The organism is Kaistia sp. UC242_56 (assembly GCF_044452255.1).
Lineage (GTDB): Bacteria > Pseudomonadota > Alphaproteobacteria > Rhizobiales > Kaistiaceae > Kaistia > Kaistia defluvii_A.
This window is the reverse complement of sequence record NZ_JBIOAN010000002.1, coordinates 1,032,738-1,047,473: the sequence shown is the minus strand read 5'-3', so window position 1 is coordinate 1,047,473 and position 14,736 is coordinate 1,032,738. Positions and strand designations below refer to the sequence as shown.

24 protein-coding genes are annotated in these 14,736 nt (G+C 64.4%); 10 read left to right on the top strand and 14 right to left on the bottom strand.

Annotated elements, in window-relative coordinates:
- Positions 1-29: 29 nt before the first annotated feature.
- A complete protein-coding gene (locus ACHMWQ_RS07675) occupies positions 30-257 on the top strand; it encodes a hypothetical protein (protein WP_396306983.1) in 228 nt (75 codons plus the stop codon).
- 467 nt (positions 258-724) lie between these two features.
- On the opposite strand, the gene ACHMWQ_RS07670 is transcribed toward ACHMWQ_RS07675, so the two are convergent.
- From ACHMWQ_RS07670 to ACHMWQ_RS07625, 10 genes are read right to left on the bottom strand one after another with little or no spacing between them, the layout of a single operon-like run.
- Positions 725-1,339, bottom strand: a complete 615-nt coding sequence (locus tag ACHMWQ_RS07670) for a DUF6362 family protein (protein ID WP_396306982.1) — start codon at positions 1,337-1,339, stop codon at positions 725-727.
- Positions 1,336-1,749 (bottom strand): hypothetical protein, encoded by a 414-nt coding sequence (locus tag ACHMWQ_RS07665; protein WP_396306981.1) that lies wholly within the window; start codon positions 1,747-1,749, stop codon positions 1,336-1,338. The genes ACHMWQ_RS07670 and ACHMWQ_RS07665 overlap by 4 nt, the downstream gene beginning before the upstream one ends.
- Complete coding sequence (locus ACHMWQ_RS07660) at positions 1,750-1,950, bottom strand: hypothetical protein (RefSeq protein ID WP_396306980.1); 201 nt, start codon at positions 1,948-1,950, stop codon at positions 1,750-1,752.
- Positions 1,947-3,335 (bottom strand): replicative DNA helicase, encoded by a 1,389-nt coding sequence (locus ACHMWQ_RS07655; RefSeq protein WP_396306979.1) that lies wholly within the window; start codon positions 3,333-3,335, stop codon positions 1,947-1,949. The genes ACHMWQ_RS07660 and ACHMWQ_RS07655 overlap by 4 nt, the downstream gene beginning before the upstream one ends.
- Positions 3,332-3,970, bottom strand: a complete 639-nt coding sequence (locus ACHMWQ_RS07650; RefSeq protein WP_396306978.1) for a hypothetical protein — start codon at positions 3,968-3,970, stop codon at positions 3,332-3,334. The genes ACHMWQ_RS07655 and ACHMWQ_RS07650 overlap by 4 nt, the downstream gene beginning before the upstream one ends.
- Positions 3,967-4,770 carry a Rha family transcriptional regulator gene (locus ACHMWQ_RS07645; RefSeq protein WP_396306977.1) on the bottom strand — a complete coding sequence of 268 codons (804 nt, stop codon included), beginning with the start codon at positions 4,768-4,770 and terminating at the stop codon, positions 3,967-3,969. The genes ACHMWQ_RS07650 and ACHMWQ_RS07645 overlap by 4 nt, the downstream gene beginning before the upstream one ends.
- A gap of 2 nt (positions 4,771-4,772) precedes the next feature.
- Positions 4,773-5,474, bottom strand: a complete 702-nt coding sequence (locus tag ACHMWQ_RS07640) for a hypothetical protein (RefSeq protein ID WP_396306976.1) — start codon at positions 5,472-5,474, stop codon at positions 4,773-4,775.
- The gene (locus ACHMWQ_RS07635) at positions 5,471-6,043 is read right to left on the bottom strand and encodes an MT-A70 family methyltransferase (RefSeq protein ID WP_396306975.1); all 573 of its coding nucleotides are present in this window, start codon (positions 6,041-6,043) and stop codon (positions 5,471-5,473) included. Before ACHMWQ_RS07635 ends, ACHMWQ_RS07640 begins: the two co-directional genes overlap by 4 nt.
- Positions 6,040-6,594, bottom strand: coding sequence for a hypothetical protein (locus tag ACHMWQ_RS07630; protein ID WP_396306974.1), 555 nt, complete (start codon positions 6,592-6,594; stop codon positions 6,040-6,042). Before ACHMWQ_RS07630 ends, ACHMWQ_RS07635 begins: the two co-directional genes overlap by 4 nt.
- The gene (locus ACHMWQ_RS07625; RefSeq protein WP_396306973.1) at positions 6,591-7,067 is read right to left on the bottom strand and encodes a hypothetical protein; all 477 of its coding nucleotides are present in this window, start codon (positions 7,065-7,067) and stop codon (positions 6,591-6,593) included. Before ACHMWQ_RS07625 ends, ACHMWQ_RS07630 begins: the two co-directional genes overlap by 4 nt.
- Before the next feature lie 81 nt (positions 7,068-7,148).
- Here ACHMWQ_RS07625 and ACHMWQ_RS07620 point away from each other — a divergent pair, with 81 nt between their 5' ends.
- Positions 7,149-7,403, top strand: coding sequence for a hypothetical protein (locus tag ACHMWQ_RS07620; protein ID WP_396306972.1), 255 nt, complete (start codon positions 7,149-7,151; stop codon positions 7,401-7,403).
- Between the two features lie 7 nt (positions 7,404-7,410).
- On the opposite strand, the gene ACHMWQ_RS07615 is transcribed toward ACHMWQ_RS07620, so the two are convergent.
- Positions 7,411-7,635 (bottom strand): hypothetical protein, encoded by a 225-nt coding sequence (locus ACHMWQ_RS07615; RefSeq protein ID WP_396306971.1) that lies wholly within the window; start codon positions 7,633-7,635, stop codon positions 7,411-7,413.
- Positions 7,636-7,701: 66 nt separating this feature from the next.
- Here ACHMWQ_RS07615 and ACHMWQ_RS07610 point away from each other — a divergent pair, with 66 nt between their 5' ends.
- Together ACHMWQ_RS07610 and ACHMWQ_RS07605 are read left to right on the top strand one after the other, a co-directional pair.
- Entirely contained in the window at positions 7,702-8,472 is a 771-nt protein-coding gene (locus tag ACHMWQ_RS07610) for a S24 family peptidase (RefSeq protein WP_396306970.1), read from the top strand.
- A 10-nt stretch (positions 8,473-8,482) separates the two neighbouring features.
- Positions 8,483-8,743: a hypothetical protein gene (locus ACHMWQ_RS07605; RefSeq protein ID WP_396306969.1), complete on the top strand. Its 261-nt coding sequence runs from the start codon at positions 8,483-8,485 to the stop codon at positions 8,741-8,743.
- Between the two features lie 11 nt (positions 8,744-8,754).
- Here ACHMWQ_RS07605 and ACHMWQ_RS07600 read toward each other — a convergent pair whose 3' ends face one another.
- The 3 genes from ACHMWQ_RS07600 to ACHMWQ_RS07590 form a co-directional block, all read right to left on the bottom strand.
- The gene (locus tag ACHMWQ_RS07600; protein ID WP_396306968.1) at positions 8,755-9,801 is read right to left on the bottom strand and encodes a hypothetical protein; all 1,047 of its coding nucleotides are present in this window, start codon (positions 9,799-9,801) and stop codon (positions 8,755-8,757) included.
- Positions 9,802-9,870: 69 nt separating this feature from the next.
- The gene (locus tag ACHMWQ_RS07595; protein ID WP_396306967.1) at positions 9,871-11,169 is read right to left on the bottom strand and encodes a porin; all 1,299 of its coding nucleotides are present in this window, start codon (positions 11,167-11,169) and stop codon (positions 9,871-9,873) included.
- Positions 11,170-11,847: 678 nt separating this feature from the next.
- A complete protein-coding gene (locus ACHMWQ_RS07590; RefSeq protein ID WP_396306966.1) occupies positions 11,848-12,615 on the bottom strand; it encodes a DNA-methyltransferase in 768 nt (255 codons plus the stop codon).
- A 450-nt stretch (positions 12,616-13,065) separates the two neighbouring features.
- On the opposite strand from ACHMWQ_RS07590, the gene ACHMWQ_RS07585 reads away from it, so the two are divergent.
- From ACHMWQ_RS07585 to ACHMWQ_RS07560, 6 genes are read left to right on the top strand one after another with little or no spacing between them, the layout of a single operon-like run.
- Positions 13,066-13,467 carry a hypothetical protein gene (locus ACHMWQ_RS07585; protein ID WP_396306965.1) on the top strand — a complete coding sequence of 134 codons (402 nt, stop codon included), beginning with the start codon at positions 13,066-13,068 and terminating at the stop codon, positions 13,465-13,467.
- Positions 13,467-13,685, top strand: a complete 219-nt coding sequence (locus ACHMWQ_RS07580; protein ID WP_396306964.1) for a hypothetical protein — start codon at positions 13,467-13,469, stop codon at positions 13,683-13,685. The genes ACHMWQ_RS07585 and ACHMWQ_RS07580 overlap by 1 nt, the downstream gene beginning before the upstream one ends.
- Positions 13,685-14,029, top strand: a complete 345-nt coding sequence (locus ACHMWQ_RS07575; protein ID WP_396306963.1) for a hypothetical protein — start codon at positions 13,685-13,687, stop codon at positions 14,027-14,029. Before ACHMWQ_RS07580 ends, ACHMWQ_RS07575 begins: the two co-directional genes overlap by 1 nt.
- Positions 14,029-14,175, top strand: a complete 147-nt coding sequence (locus tag ACHMWQ_RS07570) for a hypothetical protein (RefSeq protein WP_396306962.1) — start codon at positions 14,029-14,031, stop codon at positions 14,173-14,175. Before ACHMWQ_RS07575 ends, ACHMWQ_RS07570 begins: the two co-directional genes overlap by 1 nt.
- On the top strand, positions 14,175-14,576 hold the full coding sequence (locus ACHMWQ_RS07565; RefSeq protein ID WP_396306961.1) for a hypothetical protein: 402 nt from the start codon (positions 14,175-14,177) through the stop codon (positions 14,574-14,576). Before ACHMWQ_RS07570 ends, ACHMWQ_RS07565 begins: the two co-directional genes overlap by 1 nt.
- A complete protein-coding gene (locus ACHMWQ_RS07560; RefSeq protein WP_396306960.1) occupies positions 14,573-14,722 on the top strand; it encodes a hypothetical protein in 150 nt (49 codons plus the stop codon). The genes ACHMWQ_RS07565 and ACHMWQ_RS07560 overlap by 4 nt, the downstream gene beginning before the upstream one ends.
- Positions 14,723-14,736: the final 14 nt, after the last annotated feature.

The window sequence follows — 14,736 nt, the reverse complement described above, 5'->3', positions numbered from 1 at the left end:
TGAAGCTTTCATGACATGGGGAGGGCGGCATGGCTAAAGACGGCAAAGGGATGGCGTGGTCCGACTTCAACGATATGTCGGTCAAGGACGGCAAGCTCTTCTGGGATGGCAAGGAGGTTGCCACCAAACAGATCGTTTCGTTACGTTGGATCGAACTGATCTTGGCTACGGTGGTCGCAATATCGGCGCTTGTGACAGCGGTCTGGCCCATCGCTCTTCAGTTCGGCTGGTTCGGCATCAAAGCAGCCGGTGCGTGAGCATCAACCTATCTGGTTGCGGCGGGCGGATTCGAACCGCCGTCCTCCAGGGTATGAACCTGGCGAGCTACCGGGCTGCTCCACGCCGACTTAAAAATGATTGCAGCCCCATCCTCGAGGGGTGCTAGATTGCCGTGCCGGCAGATCCCGGCCGCTCTGGGAAGCGGATGTAAACGCCCCCAGCAGTATCCTCCGCCGGGTTCAAAGACTGCGGGGGGACCGGCCGGGCATCGTCGGCTCTTTCGTGCTAGATCGTCTCTGCCGGCAGATGCTGGCCACTCCGGGCAAGTCAGCGGAAAGACCCCCGGCAGTATCCCTCGCAGTGGTTGAAACACGCGGGGAGATTGGTCAGGCCGTTCTCCCTGGCGGGGCCCGCAAAAGTCCCGCCGGGAGATCGGCATTATCTCGAATTGGTGGCCGGGAGGGCGAACCTCACCGGCCGGCGCCCCTAGCGGGGGCTTGAACGATCACGTCGCAGGCTGCTCATACCGAGCGAGAATCTTGCGGCGCCGCTCTGCTTGCTTCTCCGACCAGGCCATGTCGCGGGCCTCGGGAACATCGATCGGCCTGGCGTCGTCGCCCATGAAGGATCGTGGCGACGCAGAAATCGACAGGCTATCGATTTGCCCCCCCTCTATGCCCTCATGTTGTGCCACCCGTCCATAGTCGGGATACCGCAAGTTTATGCTTGCCTTACAGAGACTTAGCGCAACCCGCTCATGGATAAGGTCAGTCAGGCGATATGCCGACCTGCGAGCGATGCGGTTTTTGCGGCACCAGCCGGCGAATGAGCGCTTTCCCGCCTCGCAGGATGCCCGAGCCCAGACGATCTGGCGAGCCTTGTCCTCGTCGACGAGAGCGTTGATCCATGCCAGCGCTTCCTCGGCCCGCGAGATGGCGGCCGCGCCTGGGATGTAGCGCACCTGCACCTGGCCATAGCCATAGGCGTCGTTCCGATCTTGGGCGAAGACCGGCCAGAGGCTCTTGATGCGGCCGGGCCCGACGCGCTCGACGAGGATGTGCGCCTGCGTGTCGGCGGCCTCGACCAGGCGTTCGCGAACGAGCAATGCGGTCCAGCTCATAGCAGGCTCCCTTGTTGTTCTGGGGTCAGGGCGTCGCGCAGAGCCATGACGAGGAGGATGTAGATCCGGCTGCGCTTGGAGAACCGGCGGCCGGTCATGGCCTGGCGGCGGATCTCGGCAAGTTCGATCGCGGCTATTGCGTTCATGAACTCGCCGGCGCGCGCATCCGCCCATTCGGGGAAGTCGAGCACGATGTCGGAGACGGCGAGGATGGTCTCGGACCAGAGCTCGGCCGTGTTGTTGCGCGACCAGAGGATGGCCTTGAGGACGAACAGGAGATGGCCGTCGCCATGCTTCAGCACGATGCGGCGCATTACCTGCCGGGCGTGCGTCTGCCGTGGCCGCCGCCGCTTGCGATACGGGACGATCTTGATGCCGAGCTGATCGCAGAGGCGGTCGATCTTCGACAATCAGCGCTTCCCCAGCTTCCCGATCCTATGGGCGATCTCGATTCCGGCCTTGAGCTTGGCGGCGGCGGCCCGATCGACCGCCCCGGCACGGTTCCGGCTGTTGGCATAGTCCCGCGCGATCCGGGCACAGTCGGCGATCGCCTGCTTTCTGGCCGCGTCCATGGCGGCGTGAATCGTCTCGGAGCTGGTCGTGACCTTCACAGCATGGTCCCCTGCTCGTGCCAGTCCTCGGTCAAGGAGGAGAAACGGGTGAACCTGGCCTCGCGCTTGATGTTCCGGCGGATGCCGCCCTCGGCGAACCGGGCCTTGAGGCCGACCAGTTCCGCCTTGCCCTTCACATGCTCGCGTCGGGCCTCGATCTCATCCTTGCGCGCGCCGGTCCGGGCGTTGGAGAGCATGTGGTCGATCCATTGCTCCTCGACATAGAGGGCGATCAGGCCGTCAAGGTTCTCGAGCGCGCCGGCGCCGCCGTAGGCATCGCCACGAACCGGGCGCGGGTTGTCCCTGCCCTGCCCGTCGCTGTTCCTCTGCATCAGCAGGATGCCGGCGTTCTCCGTCTCCTGCATGAGCGCCTTCAGGTCGCCGTAGACTTGGTTGACGCCCTCGGCCAGCATAGTGCGGCGGTCGGTGAAGCTGACGCGCTTGGCGTGGTCGATGATGACCAGCCCGCGCCCGTGCTTCCGATTGAAGGCCCGGACCCACATGGAGATCTCGGCCGTGGTCGGGCGCCCCATCTTGCGGACCTCGAACGGCTTGCCGCGCATGGCATTCAGGACGGTGATGACCGAGCCGACCTCGTTGTCGGTGGCGCGGCCCTTGCGGAGATCGTTGGACTGGACCGAGGCGCGCTGCGAGGCGATCTGCTTGTAAACCTCCTCCGGCTTCTGATCGCCGGACAGGAACAGGACGGGATAGCCGGCCTCCATGGCGTGATAGGCCTGCTGGAGCGCGAAGCTGGTCTTGCCGCCGCCGGAGTCAGCCAGAAGGCCCACCAGCCAGCCGAACTCCAGATCGTCGCCCAGCACCTGCTGCGCCTCGCCGATGAACCAGGGGATGGCCTCGCTCTTCTGGCGCTGATGCGCGAGGCTGACTTCCTCGATTGCCCGGACCGCGGCATCGCCTTCGTCAGCCGGCCGGCCCTTGCCGATCGCCTCGGCGAACTGCTTCTCGCACTCGGTGATCAGGTCTTCGGTCTTCGAGCCAGGCTGGGACAGTGAGGCCCATTCGTGGATCCGCTCGGCGGCGAGCACCAGGCCGCGGCGCACAGCCGCATCTTTCACGGCGGTCGCGAGATCCACGATGGCATAGGGCATCGGGAACTCGGCGAAGAGCCGCACGACATACCGCATGCCGGAGAGATCTCCGACCTGCAGGTCATCGGAGACGGCGCCCTTCATGGTAACCGGGTTCGCGACCTGGCCCGCGCCGATCATGTCGCCGATGACCTTGAACAGATGGCGGTGCACCGGCTCGAAAAAGTCATCGGCCGTCAGGAAGGACGACACCCGGTCGAAGCACGCGTTTTGGGACAGGATCGAGCCGATGACGTGCTGTTCGGCCTCGAGGTTCTGCGGCAGGCCGTTCACGCTGCGACCCTCCGGGTGGCCAGCATTTTGCGGACATCCATCGAGTTCCCGTGCTGGATGGCCGCGTAGACGGCGATGCCGACGGAATCGGACTGGTCGCTGTTCTTGATGATGAACCCGTAGCGGAGGCCTAGATCAGCAGCCCATTTGCGCACCTCGCGCTTGGCCCAGCCGTTCTTCTCCTTCTCCGGCGTGCCGCGCGGCGCATAGGCCCGGCCGATGCAGAGCATCCGCCATTTCGCAACGTTCACCAGGACAGCGCGGATCTTGAAACGGTGTAGCATGACAAGGGCGCCGCCGGACATCGCCGGCAGGACGAGCATGGTGTGGGGATTGGACGCCAGTTCCTCGACGGTGCGGCTGGCGAACATGCCATCGCTGATGACCTTCTTGCGCTTCGGCAGCGCCCGCAGGGGCTCTTCCACGCCGGCGAGGTCGACCCGGATGCCTCGGGCGCGGAACCCGGTCAGCAACTCGTAGAGATGGTCCGATAGCGCGCGGACGTTGTCGTCGTAATCCTCCCCTCGACAGGTGAAGGAGCCACAGGTGATCCGCGGCGCCCGGCCCTCGCCCATCTCTTCGATGAGCGTCCAGCCGGTATTGGCGGATGAGAGATCCAGGCCGAGAAAGTTCATGCTGCCGTGCCTCCGACAAGCTGCAGCTGCGGCGACAGGATGCGCGCGAGCGCCGTCAGGCCCTTCGCCGTCACCCGGACCTGCGTGGCGATCTTCTCCGTGCCGTCGGCGCGGTAGATGCCGGTCTCCTTGTGGACCAACAGGCCGGCGATGAGCTTCGGCTGGTAGGCCAGATCATGGCCGGCGCCAGGACGCCGGTACGTCCAGCCGTTGTTCCGGAGATAGGCCCAGAGCGCCTTCTCGCTGACCTGGATCGTCTTGGCCGTGTCGCGAACGCAGAGCGAGCCGTCGCGGGCCGAGATCCGGTCGAGCGCGCCGCCGATCTCGCGATTGGTGGATTCGAGCTGGACGTTGTGAGCCTGGAGCTTTTCGACTCGCTCGGAATACGAGAGCAGCAGGCCGCGCAGCTGAGCCGGGTCACCCAGGACCGACATCGGGTCGATCGGCCGCGCGCGGAGCTCGTCCTCCATTGTTTTGAAGGCGCGGATGTAGGAGCGCTTCCACTTCAGAGCCTTCGTGCCGGTGAAGCCCATGGCCAGAAGCTCGAAGCCCTCCCGGTCCATATCGAACGCTCGGTAGGTCTGGCCGTTCTGTGGTTCGAGGTAGGGGGTGTCCACAAAATTGTGGAGACCCAGATCGGGGTCCTGCTCGATTAGGTTTCGGATATCGCGGAGCACCGCATCGTGGCGCTTGTCGAAGAAGGCAGCCACATCCCGGCTGTTGGCGAAGACCTCACCGCCACGTGCGAAGACGATCGGGTTACGCTGGGCCTCGAAGGGCAGCATGTCGGGGTTCTGCATGGTCAGCCCTCCAACACGCGGCCGGCGACCTGCCGATCGTCGGGCCAGTCCTCGCCGAACGGCGCTTCGTCCTCGATGTCGGCCTGATCGCCCTCGACCTCATCGGCGTCGAGCACTTCCGTCTCGCTCTCCTCCTCCGCCTGCATGTCCAAGACCAGTCGGCGTTCCTCGGCGCCCTGGTAGTGCCCCTTGATCCACTGCTGGCCGGCTGCCGTGGACTGGTCATGGGGATTGTCGGCAGCCTCGCCCAGGCGCCCGGCGCGCAGGCCGTCCTCGAATGCCTTCTCGTCGATCGGCGCGAGCGTGGTCGCCGTCTGGAACAGATCCAGCTGGGACTTCTGGATGCCGACGCCGAGGATGTTCAGGTAGCGCAGCAGTTCCTGCATCTCGGCGGTGAATTCCTCCGCCTTGCCGGACTTCAGGATCTTCAGCGCGCGCTTGGCGGCCGGCAGGTTGATCCCCTTCCCTTCGGCCTTGGAGAGCGCCGCGCGCGCCGTGCCCTGGGCGGAGGATGCCTCCTCCTGCGCGCGCCGGATCTGGGAAAGCTGGACCGCAACGATCGCCTCGGGGGGGATAGTGGTCTGGTTATGCTCTTTCGGAGTCGAGACGGCAGACATCGGGGGCGTCCTTTCGTGGATGGATGCAAGGCGGGTTTCGATGCGACGGCGGTCGCGGAGGTAGGCTTCGGAGCGGTTGGCGATCATGCGGCCTCGCCGACGTCGAACTTTCCGGTCTCATGGCCCCACGAGGTCCAGCCTGGGCGCGTCTGCCGGCTGAAGAGATCGGCGCGGCGGGCGCCGGCCATCAGCTTCTCGGCCTCGGCATAGGCTTCGTCGGGCTTGCGGGAGTGCTCACGGATCGGGCCTTCGATCACGGTCCGAACAGAGCGGCATGTGGACGGGTCACCGTTGGTGGCCAGCAAGAACGGCTCGGAGGCGCAGCGCAGGCGATAACCCGTGCCGAAGGCGAGTTTGCCGTGGACCGTGCGCTTCACCCAGACGCCGGACGTGACGAACTTGAAGCCCCATGCCGCGCAGATTTCGATCTGCTGCGGCAGCATCGGGTGCGTGGCCCAGAGCCAGAGCATGCAGTCCTTCGCCGCCAGATGGCCGACGGGCATGGCCGCGATGTCGGCCAGCGCCATCGTCTGGTAGTGGCCCTCGGGGCTCTTGTGCTTCTTGCCGGCGTCAGACCAGGTGTCGAAGCGCCAAGGCGGATCGGCCATGATCAGGTCGTAACCGAACATCGGCATGTCGCCGAAAATCCAGCTCACAGCAGCGCCCCCGTCAGGGCCGAGCGCTTGCGCAGGGCGTTGAACTTCTCGCCGTCATCCTCTGTCGGCGCGGCCGAGCCCGTCTGAGAGAAGCGTTCGGAGCACGCGGCGCAGAACCACCGGCGAGCGCCGGGCTCGATCGGGTTCGCGCAGACCAGTTGCTCCGGAGCCGACTTGTGGTCTTGGCCCGGCAAGAACTGGCGGCACTTGAAAGGCCCCACGGCGAGGAATGTCTCCGGGGCTAAGCCGGGGGGCACGTACTCGACCACCAGCTTGACCGGCGGCAGGAACGGGACGTCGTCGGTGACGATCGACGGCGCGGCCACCTTGGCCCGCTTCTTCGACTGTCCCGGCGTGTGCAGCTTCCGCGGGTTGCCGGAGGCGATGCCCTCGCGCCGCATCTTGCCGATGAGGGAATATCGGGACAGGGAGAGGCCGAACTCGCGGTTCATGGTCTCCGCCATGACGGCCGTCGTGTCCCCTGTCTGGGACAACTCGCGCAGCCGATCGATCATCGCCGCGGTCCATGCGTTCTTGTTGTGGTCTTTCACGGCTTCACCCCTTCGATTGCGTGGTCGAGAGCAGTTCCGAGCGAGGCCATCTGGGTCATGGCCTCGAGCACCTTGGCTCGCAGCGCCCGCGCCTCAGCGACATCTATGCGGCCGTCGGAGAGGGCGTCGGAAAGCGCCACCTCGACCTGAGAGCCGCCGGCCAGAACGCCGGACAGGTGGCCGAACCAGTTAGCCGTGTTCTGCGCGGTCGGGACCGGGACGAGCAGATGTCCCGAAAGCTCCGCCAGAAGACGCGTGACGATCGGCTCGCCGGCGTCCTTCTCGAGATCCGCGATGACGTCAATCGGGGCGAACACCTCTTCCTGCCGGGCGCCATAGCGGGACAGGAGCGATTCCGTGCCCCGGGTGATCCCCTGGCAGCGGCGCGGTCCGCCGGCGGCGCTGATCAGATCGCGCGCCGAGCCCTTCAGCCGCTCGTAGGTCTCATTCGAGAAGAGGCGAGCTATGGTCATGAAAGTCAGGCCCCGTTGTTTTCATGGACGCAGGACAGCGCCGCGCGCAATTTCCCGGTCGGACTGGATGGGGAGATTTGGATGGACGCTGCCGAAATCGACGCGCGCATAGACGTGCTGGACCGAGCAATCGCTGAGCTGCTGGCGCGGATGCCGCCGCTCGAGCGCGACACGCTGTTCGATCGCCTGCGCACGGAGTTCGATGGGAACGAGCGCGCCGCCGAGGCAGTCGAGCGCCTTGTCGAGGACTCGTCCGAAACCTCGGGGCACCCGATCGACACCGCGATCCGGCAACTCCGCCGGCGGCATGAGGCAGAGCGGCGCCTTAGGGCGTGAGCGGGCGTCACGCTGCGGCCTCGGCCGAGACCGGGGCGGCCAGCGCCTCCTCGATCCGCATCAGCGTTCGAAGATTGATGGAGCCGCCCGATCGAAGGCGCGCCACCAATTTCCCGTCGTTGACGGCCAATCGTCCGAACGTGCTTTCAGCAATCTTGTGCTGGCCGCAGTGGTTCTCAATCCGGGTCAAGAGTTCTTGGGTGCTGGTCATATGCTGAACGATAATGGGCAATTGCCCATTCGTCAATGGGCAATAACCCACGTGACCATGTCGCGATCGATGGGCATGATCCCATCTATGAGCGAAGTATGGAAAGACCGGCTGCTAGCCCTCATTGAGGCCCGCAAGACCAATATGAAGGCGGCGTCGGTTGGCGCGGGCCTGGGAGAGACATTCGCGCGCGATGTCCTCAAGCGCGATCGAAAGCCGTCCATGGAGCATCTGGACAAGTTGGCCCGATTTCTCGGAAGTTCGGCTTCCGAGTTGATGCAGGACCCGGCAGGCGAGCATAAACGCGTCCCTTTGGGTGAAGAGTTTGATCCCGACCCGTCGTTCGACGACCACCCGACGATCGGCTCCGAGACCGGCCGGCGCGGCATTCCCGATGACGGCATTGCCCAGATCGATGTGACGGGCGGCATGGGCGGCGGCGGCGTTTCGATCGTCAACCCCGGCGTGCCTGGCAAACACGGCATGACCTTTGCCGCCGAGCACATCCGGGACTACTGGCGGCTTCCCGTCGAGGTGCTGATGGCGCTGGGCCTGCGCGCCGGGGACATCGCTATCATCCCCGTGCAGGGCGATTCCATGACATCTACGCTAACCGAGGGCGATTTCGTTTTCGTCGATACCCGCCACCGCCTACCCTCGCCGGACGGCATCTACGCGCTTACAGATGAATTCGGCGGCGTTGTCGTCAAGCGGTTGGAGATTGCATCCGGCCCGCGCGACGAGGACGTCATGATCCGCATCATTTCGGACAACCCGAAGCACGCCCCGAAAGAGCGCCCCCTCTCCGACATCAATATCATGGGGCGGGTCGTGAGACGGTTTGGGGTCGTCGGATAGGAGCTTGCTCATGGCTGAGCCCACCACCATCCACGTCGTGGTTGCCTTCACGAAGACTGACGACGAGATCGCCGCCGAGCCGCCGCAGCAGATGCCGACGGCCGGCCAGGCGACGCAGCGGGCGAAGATCCTGGCGACCAAGCACGCCGGCGCGATAGCCTGGTCGCGCACGCTGGATCCGGACACCGGTGACTATAGCGATCCGGAGGTGCTAGTGCGGGTGGGGATGATCCCCGACTGGTTCGACGAAACGGGGGATGCGGGCGGATAGGCCCGGGGCGGCTATTCGCGCTTGCGGCTGTCCATATTCTGGACGTGATCTGGTAATCCCGCCGCCTTTGCAACAGCGCGCCACCGGCGCGAGAACGTGAAGCGGTCAAACGGCCGGCCGTCCTCTCTGACGACCACCGGGCCCCTCTTGTCCTCGATCAGCTCGAGACACTGGGCGACCAACGGGTGCGTCGAGAGATCAATTCCCGCGAGCACCGGCATGTCGAATGTCAGGCCACCTGTCCAGCGCTGCCGCTGGAACACAATGTCGTCAGGGCCCGGCCCATCGTCGGGCTGGATGGGAACCCACTCTCCAATGACCTCGGACTGCCGGAGCCCTAGCTCGAACTGGCACGCCTGCGCCAACGCCATCCTGACGTCGCCGATCGATAGGGCACAGTCGACGAACCTCTCGGCGTTTTCGGCCGACATCGGCTCGCGGCGGACGGGCTTCATATCGAAGTCCGGGCTCATCGCGAGGTCGAGAAGACGGGAACATTCCGCTATCGATCGCTCAGCGCCGAACCTGAAGAGAATCCTGAGCATCTGAAGGCCGGATGAGGCTCGCCGCCGCCGAGGTTCCTGGTCGCCTTCTTCAGGCTGACCGAGCTCTGCATACCAGTCCGACAAGCGGCCATGATCGACATCAACAAGGCGCACATCACCATAGGGCGCAAGGAGCTTCAGCCAGCGTAGATAAGTGGATCTCGTGCTCAGCCGAACCGCGTGGAATGGCGAGTCGTCTGCTCGCTGATATTCCTCGGCAAGCGCGCCAAGTGTTCCCGGCACGGGAGCCCGGTGTACGGCCTCCCCCGAACCCCACGCGACGACCTTAGCTTGCCATTCCCGGCATTCCCGAGCAATGCGGTCGAAGTCCGCCGGGTCATCCCAATCCGGATGCAGGCGGACATTCTTTGGGCGGAACCCTGCCGCTATTGCTGCCGGCGGCGCACTCCAAAAGACGTATGGGCCCTTCCCGCTTGGACGCTGGATCTTGAGCCCTGGAGCATCCAGTTCGAGCTTCTGCCCAGAGACGGTAACGGTGGCGAACTTCTTCATTGGGAAACTCAAAACAAAAAAGCCCGGCTGATTGCTCAGCCGGGCCTTCGATAACTGACCTAAGTCAGATTACCAGGAGCGCTTCAGGAACAGGTTGAAGGTCCAACCGCTGCCGTCAACGTCCGAGTCCGGGATGTTGTCGTAATCGGTCTTGACGTCCGTGTAGAACACGTCGCCAACCAGGTCGAGGCCCTTGACCGGGGTGTAGGCGGTCGTGAAGCCAACGCGCCAGGCGTCAACGTTGTAGTTGTCGAGGTTGTCAGAGCCGCTGAAGTTGGCATAGCCACCCGAGAGCGACGACCAGACCTGCGGCGTCCAAACGTGCTTGTACGAAGCCAGGGCCGACCAGCTGGTGCCGGTAGCAGTAGCAGCGTCCACGCTAGCGACCGGGCCGATGAAGCCGGCAACCGACGTACCGCCGGCGAGACCGGTGTACGAGTTAGCGTTGTCGCCGTAAGCAGCCGACACGAAGAAGCGATCGCCAGCCGAGAAGTTATCAAGAGCGATCTCGAGACCGCCGCCGACTGCCCAACCGTCCTTAGCATCGTAGGTGAACGGGTTGCCCTGCGAGCCATCGCCACCACCGAGGCTGGCAGCCTGATGCGTCCAAGCACCGGCCAGCTTGGCCGAGAAGATGCCCGAAGCGTAGGTCACTGCAGCGACGATATCCGGGATGTTGTCCTGGCCGCCCTGGTAGTAATCGCCAGCAAGCGGGTTCAGCGGGTCGTTGTCGCTGACGAAGCCGTTGATCTGACCGAAAGCGTTACGATCACGAGCGTCTTCAACCGAGATCGCCAGACCGAAGCCGTTGACGGCATAGGTCAGCTGGATGTGATCGGTGGTCGAGTCCGAACCGAACATGCCGGTATCGTTGTAGCCGCGACCGAAGTCGAACAGCGAGGTGAAGTAACCAGCCTTGAGCGGTCCGAGCTCGAGGTAGGCGCTGTCGACGTAAGCAGAGTTCGTCGAAGCGTTGATGTAGTCGGTGACGTCGCCTTCGCCGCGGACGTTGCCGGTCTTGGCGCGCATGTCGATGAAGCCGGTCAGGTTACCGTATTCGGTGACCGACGAAGCCGTCGCCTGGATCGAAACTTCCGTGTAGAAGTTGCCCCAGTTGCTGTTCGGGTAAACGCCGTTGAAGTTGCCACCGATTTCGCCCGAACGATCGCCGAACGACGTACCGAACTTGACGTAGCCGCCGATCTTGATGCACGTGTCCGTGCCCGGCGAGTAGAAGAAGCCGGCGCCGAAAGCGTCGCAGACCTTCACGTAGTCAACCGGCTCGGCGACCGTGAGATCCGCCGCCTGAGCGCCACCAGCCATCAGCATGGCTGCTGCAGAGCCGAGGAGAAGGGTCTTAAAGTTCATATCCTGACCTCCAAAAAGGTAAAACCAGGAGACTATGTCATTCTTCTCGTCGCCTCAGAGTAGACCCCGCAGGATCACCCCTTCTCTTCAGCTCGTACGAAGTCAGTCCTAATCCCCGTTCAGCTGAACCCACCTATTGGCCCCCACCCCAGGGTGGCCGGCGGTTCCAGCCGGAATCTCATCTCGCGATTCCTGTAGTGACTATTACCCAAGGCCTGTTCACGCGCTATGACAGAAATGCAACACCGGTCGCCAAGCAGCGGTCGGCGCCGTTAACCTCTGATTAACGATGTCCGGAAACCGCCGTGGACATGCCTCTCGCTCTCCTCTACCGGCCGCACTTCTGCCGAACAGTTGCTGGGCCCGATCGATTAGATTCTGGCGGAATCCCGAGACTCCGACCTCTACTTGGCCAGACATGATCGCGCGGATTTAGACTTCCCGCCGAAGAGATGAGCGCGTTGCGCGAGAGGCCAACAATTCTTGGGTTGACCGGTTGTTTTCGCGAAGATTTTCCGCTTGGGGGCTTTTCAGCCTGTTGAGGCTATGCCGAGAGCCATGATTCCGGGCTGTGTCGTCGCGCCGGGCGGGCCAGCCCCTGCTCGATCTCGAACCATCAGCACCCCGCTCGACCGATCATCGGCGAATCGAGACCCGCCCCGATGGACCGTCCTCGTCCTATGCTGCGGTTGAGGGGATGGGGGTTGAGGCGAAGAAGAGATCAGACGCCAGCCGATCTTTGATGACCCCAACGAACTCGGCGCTGCCTTCGATCAGGATTGACTGCATGCCACGCTGCGCTGCGACTGCTCCGGTTGTGCCCGAGCCAGCGAACGGGTCAAGAACCGTGCCGCCCGGCGGACAGGCATAGCGGAGCAACGGTTCAACGATGCCGATCGGCTTCTGAGTAGGATGGAGCGCTCGGCCATGCTCTGACCGGACCCGCATGACACTGCGCATCAGGCGCGGGCCGCCAGCCTCGGTGGCGTAGGAGACCCGCCCGCGGGCGCCAAACGTGTTCTGCGGCGTGGCGGCCCGGTGCACCACCTTCGGCTCCGCGTCATAGGTGAACTGCGGGGCCTTGTAGACCTCGGACCAGAGAGCGTCGTCGCGGTACCATTGCGTGGCGATCTCGTGAACGCGGCGGAAACGATCGCTCGCGAACCCAGAGCCATTGTGCTTTTCCCAGATGACGTCCTGAGCCAGCTTCCAGCCGGTGAACTCTGCCGACTTCTCGATGAACAGCCGCTGTGAGCCGAAGCACCACATGCTCCCAGTGCGCTTGAGCACGCGCCGGACCGCCGCCGGCCATCCTGCAGGCCAGCGATCCCATTCGAGCGAGGTCTCGCCGTATGGCGGGTCGGTGACAATGCAGTCCACGCTCTCGTCCGCGAGGCCGGCCAACGCCACCATGCAGTCGGCGTGGATGATCTGATGGGCTGCCATCTCCGGCTCCTATGCGGTTGAGGATGGACTCGCGCTCGCGGGGCTAAACCTCTGAGTCTGAGCCACTGATAGATCCTTGAATTTCTTCTTCATGACGATTGGTGAGGGAGGGTTCGGGCCAAAGAGCCCCCTACCCCCATGAGCCAGAGCCCATGGAAGTCTGGAGATCCTTTGGCCTGTCCTGACGACCGGAGCCGGGATGGGACATAAGCCAGAGCGTCCTCTCGGAACGCCCGTCCTCAGTTTTCTCAGCCGCACCGTAGGACTTTCGAGCCCCGCACGATCCGCCCTCGCTGAGTGAGCCCCGTCGATTCGGTCGACACGGCAAAGGCGGCGGATGGTCGATGGGTAACAGACCATCGCTCGGTGGGCAATAGCCCATTTTATTGTTGACACGATGGGCAATCGCCCATTATGGTTCGGTCATCAACACCGGTGAGGGCATCCACCATGACGACCCCGCTTTACATGCTGATCTGCGAGAACGACGAGACCCCGCGGCTTTGTGCCGGCCAGTCGATCGAGGGCTCCGAGCAGGATGGAATGACGACCGCGCGCCGCGCCGCCGAGGTGATCTTCCGCGGCCAGCACAACGGCGACCGGGTCTCCCGTGTTGTCCGGTTCGACCTCTCGGACCTCTCGACGCTCGACGTCACCCGCGAGGTTGCTGAGCACGTTCAGACCCGGCTCGGACCGTATCTGCGGAACGAGCGCGACCGGTACGAGCTGGCGATCGAGTTCGTCCAGACCGCCCTCGGCGTGACGCTCGACGGCGACCGCTGGATCCCGGATGCCGTCGCCGGCGACTGGACCCGCCCCTATGGCGCCGAAAGCCCGCGGGTGGCCGCGTGATGGCCGCCTCCCGCAAGCGCCAGGTCGAGTTCATGCGCTCGTTCGGCGACACCGCGCTGATCGATGCCGTGGCCGCGATGATCCGCCGGTATGACGCGGATTGGCTCACCGACGCGCAGCTTTCCGAGGTCGTGGCCCAGCAGGTTTCCGACGCCCGCTGGAGCGCCCGCAACACCCGCCGCAACCGGCGCCTCTCCTCCGAACAGAAGGCCGCGTGATGGTCAAGCACAAGCATACGCCGGGGCCTTGGGAATTCCGTGACGGTGCCATCCTTGTCGATGGTGAGTATCTCCCAGTCATCGGCGTTCAAATCCCGATGACAGTTGGAGAGCGGCGTCTAAAGGCGATTGCCAACGCCCGTCTGATCGCGGCGGCGCCGGATCTGCTGAATGCCCTGCAGGAGGGCCGCCGCGCTATTGGCGACCACTCCGCCCCCTACGATTGCTACGCGACAGGGCCCGTGACCGGCGACGCTTACCGCGACTTGGTGCAATGCCCGGCCTGCTCTTTCATCGCTCTCTACGATGCCGCCATCGCCAAGGCCACCGGGGAGGCCGCGTGATGGACGCCACCCGCGATTTCATCAGTGCCATCCACGCCAGCAACCGCGCCGACTTTGTGGCTCTCGCCGCTGTCGCCGTCAGCGCCGGTGTCCTGATCTACATCGCCAGGCTGGCGGTCGTCGGTCTGCATGGAGGTGCCCTGTGATGGCCCTCCCCGGCACCAACACCCTGCTCGCCGCGCTCTGCCGCGACGTCCTGATGCCGTTTGATGCGCTCGTGAAGCGGGTCAAGCCGCCGGTCGGGGAAACCGGCGATGTCAGCGCCGACGCCTATCTGGCCCGGATCTTCGCGACGATGTGCGCCATGGAAGGTTGCCCCGGCGATAGGGCGCGGCAGGCACGGCACATCGACCGGGCGATCGACGTCGTCGAGGGCTGGATCGAGGCATCGCACCAGCAGGAGCAGCGAGGGTTCATCACCTTGGCCGACAAGCGCAGCCACGCGCTGATGCTCGGCCGGCTGCAGGCCTGGCGCGACGAACTTCGGGCAACCGATCTCGATCTCGCCGGTCAGGACATCATCGAAGGTCGGAGGGCAACGGCATGACGCTCTCGCAAGGCGACATCGCCCTCTACATCGTCGGCGGGCTCGCCGTCTTCACCCTGATCGTGATGGCCGTCTTCGAATGGCTCTGCCACGAGCCGGACGACGACGCCTCCGAATTCACCGCGCACTGGCGCGACGACCGCTAACCGCACCGAGGCAA

What these genes read in the sequence shown, in the direction of transcription:
- ACHMWQ_RS07590 (WP_396306966.1), bottom strand. Translation starts at nt 12,615, where the DNA reads ATGGCAGCCCATCAGATCATCCACGCCGACTGCATGGTGGCGTTGGCC.
- ACHMWQ_RS07605 (WP_396306969.1), top strand. Translation starts at nt 8,483, where the DNA reads ATGGCTGAGCCCACCACCATCCACGTCGTGGTTGCCTTCACGAAGACT.
- ACHMWQ_RS07650 (WP_396306978.1), bottom strand. Translation starts at nt 3,970, where the DNA reads ATGAACTTTCTCGGCCTGGATCTCTCATCCGCCAATACCGGCTGGACG.
- ACHMWQ_RS07610 (WP_396306970.1), top strand. Translation starts at nt 7,702, where the DNA reads ATGAGCGAAGTATGGAAAGACCGGCTGCTAGCCCTCATTGAGGCCCGC.
- ACHMWQ_RS07580 (WP_396306964.1), top strand. Translation starts at nt 13,467, where the DNA reads ATGGCCGCCTCCCGCAAGCGCCAGGTCGAGTTCATGCGCTCGTTCGGC.
- ACHMWQ_RS07585 (WP_396306965.1), top strand. Translation starts at nt 13,066, where the DNA reads ATGACGACCCCGCTTTACATGCTGATCTGCGAGAACGACGAGACCCCG.
- ACHMWQ_RS07645 (WP_396306977.1), bottom strand. Translation starts at nt 4,770, where the DNA reads ATGCAGAACCCCGACATGCTGCCCTTCGAGGCCCAGCGTAACCCGATC.
- ACHMWQ_RS07620 (WP_396306972.1), top strand. Translation starts at nt 7,149, where the DNA reads ATGGACGCTGCCGAAATCGACGCGCGCATAGACGTGCTGGACCGAGCA.
- ACHMWQ_RS07575 (WP_396306963.1), top strand. Translation starts at nt 13,685, where the DNA reads ATGGTCAAGCACAAGCATACGCCGGGGCCTTGGGAATTCCGTGACGGT.
- ACHMWQ_RS07675 (WP_396306983.1), top strand. Translation starts at nt 30, where the DNA reads ATGGCTAAAGACGGCAAAGGGATGGCGTGGTCCGACTTCAACGATATG.
- ACHMWQ_RS07625 (WP_396306973.1), bottom strand. Translation starts at nt 7,067, where the DNA reads ATGACCATAGCTCGCCTCTTCTCGAATGAGACCTACGAGCGGCTGAAG.
- ACHMWQ_RS07600 (WP_396306968.1), bottom strand. Translation starts at nt 9,801, where the DNA reads ATGAAGAAGTTCGCCACCGTTACCGTCTCTGGGCAGAAGCTCGAACTG.
- ACHMWQ_RS07565 (WP_396306961.1), top strand. Translation starts at nt 14,175, where the DNA reads ATGGCCCTCCCCGGCACCAACACCCTGCTCGCCGCGCTCTGCCGCGAC.
- ACHMWQ_RS07560 (WP_396306960.1), top strand. Translation starts at nt 14,573, where the DNA reads ATGACGCTCTCGCAAGGCGACATCGCCCTCTACATCGTCGGCGGGCTC.
- ACHMWQ_RS07570 (WP_396306962.1), top strand. Translation starts at nt 14,029, where the DNA reads ATGGACGCCACCCGCGATTTCATCAGTGCCATCCACGCCAGCAACCGC.
- ACHMWQ_RS07595 (WP_396306967.1), bottom strand. Translation starts at nt 11,169, where the DNA reads ATGAACTTTAAGACCCTTCTCCTCGGCTCTGCAGCAGCCATGCTGATG.
- ACHMWQ_RS07670 (WP_396306982.1), bottom strand. Translation starts at nt 1,339, where the DNA reads ATGAGCTGGACCGCATTGCTCGTTCGCGAACGCCTGGTCGAGGCCGCC.
- ACHMWQ_RS07640 (WP_396306976.1), bottom strand. Translation starts at nt 5,474, where the DNA reads ATGATCGCCAACCGCTCCGAAGCCTACCTCCGCGACCGCCGTCGCATC.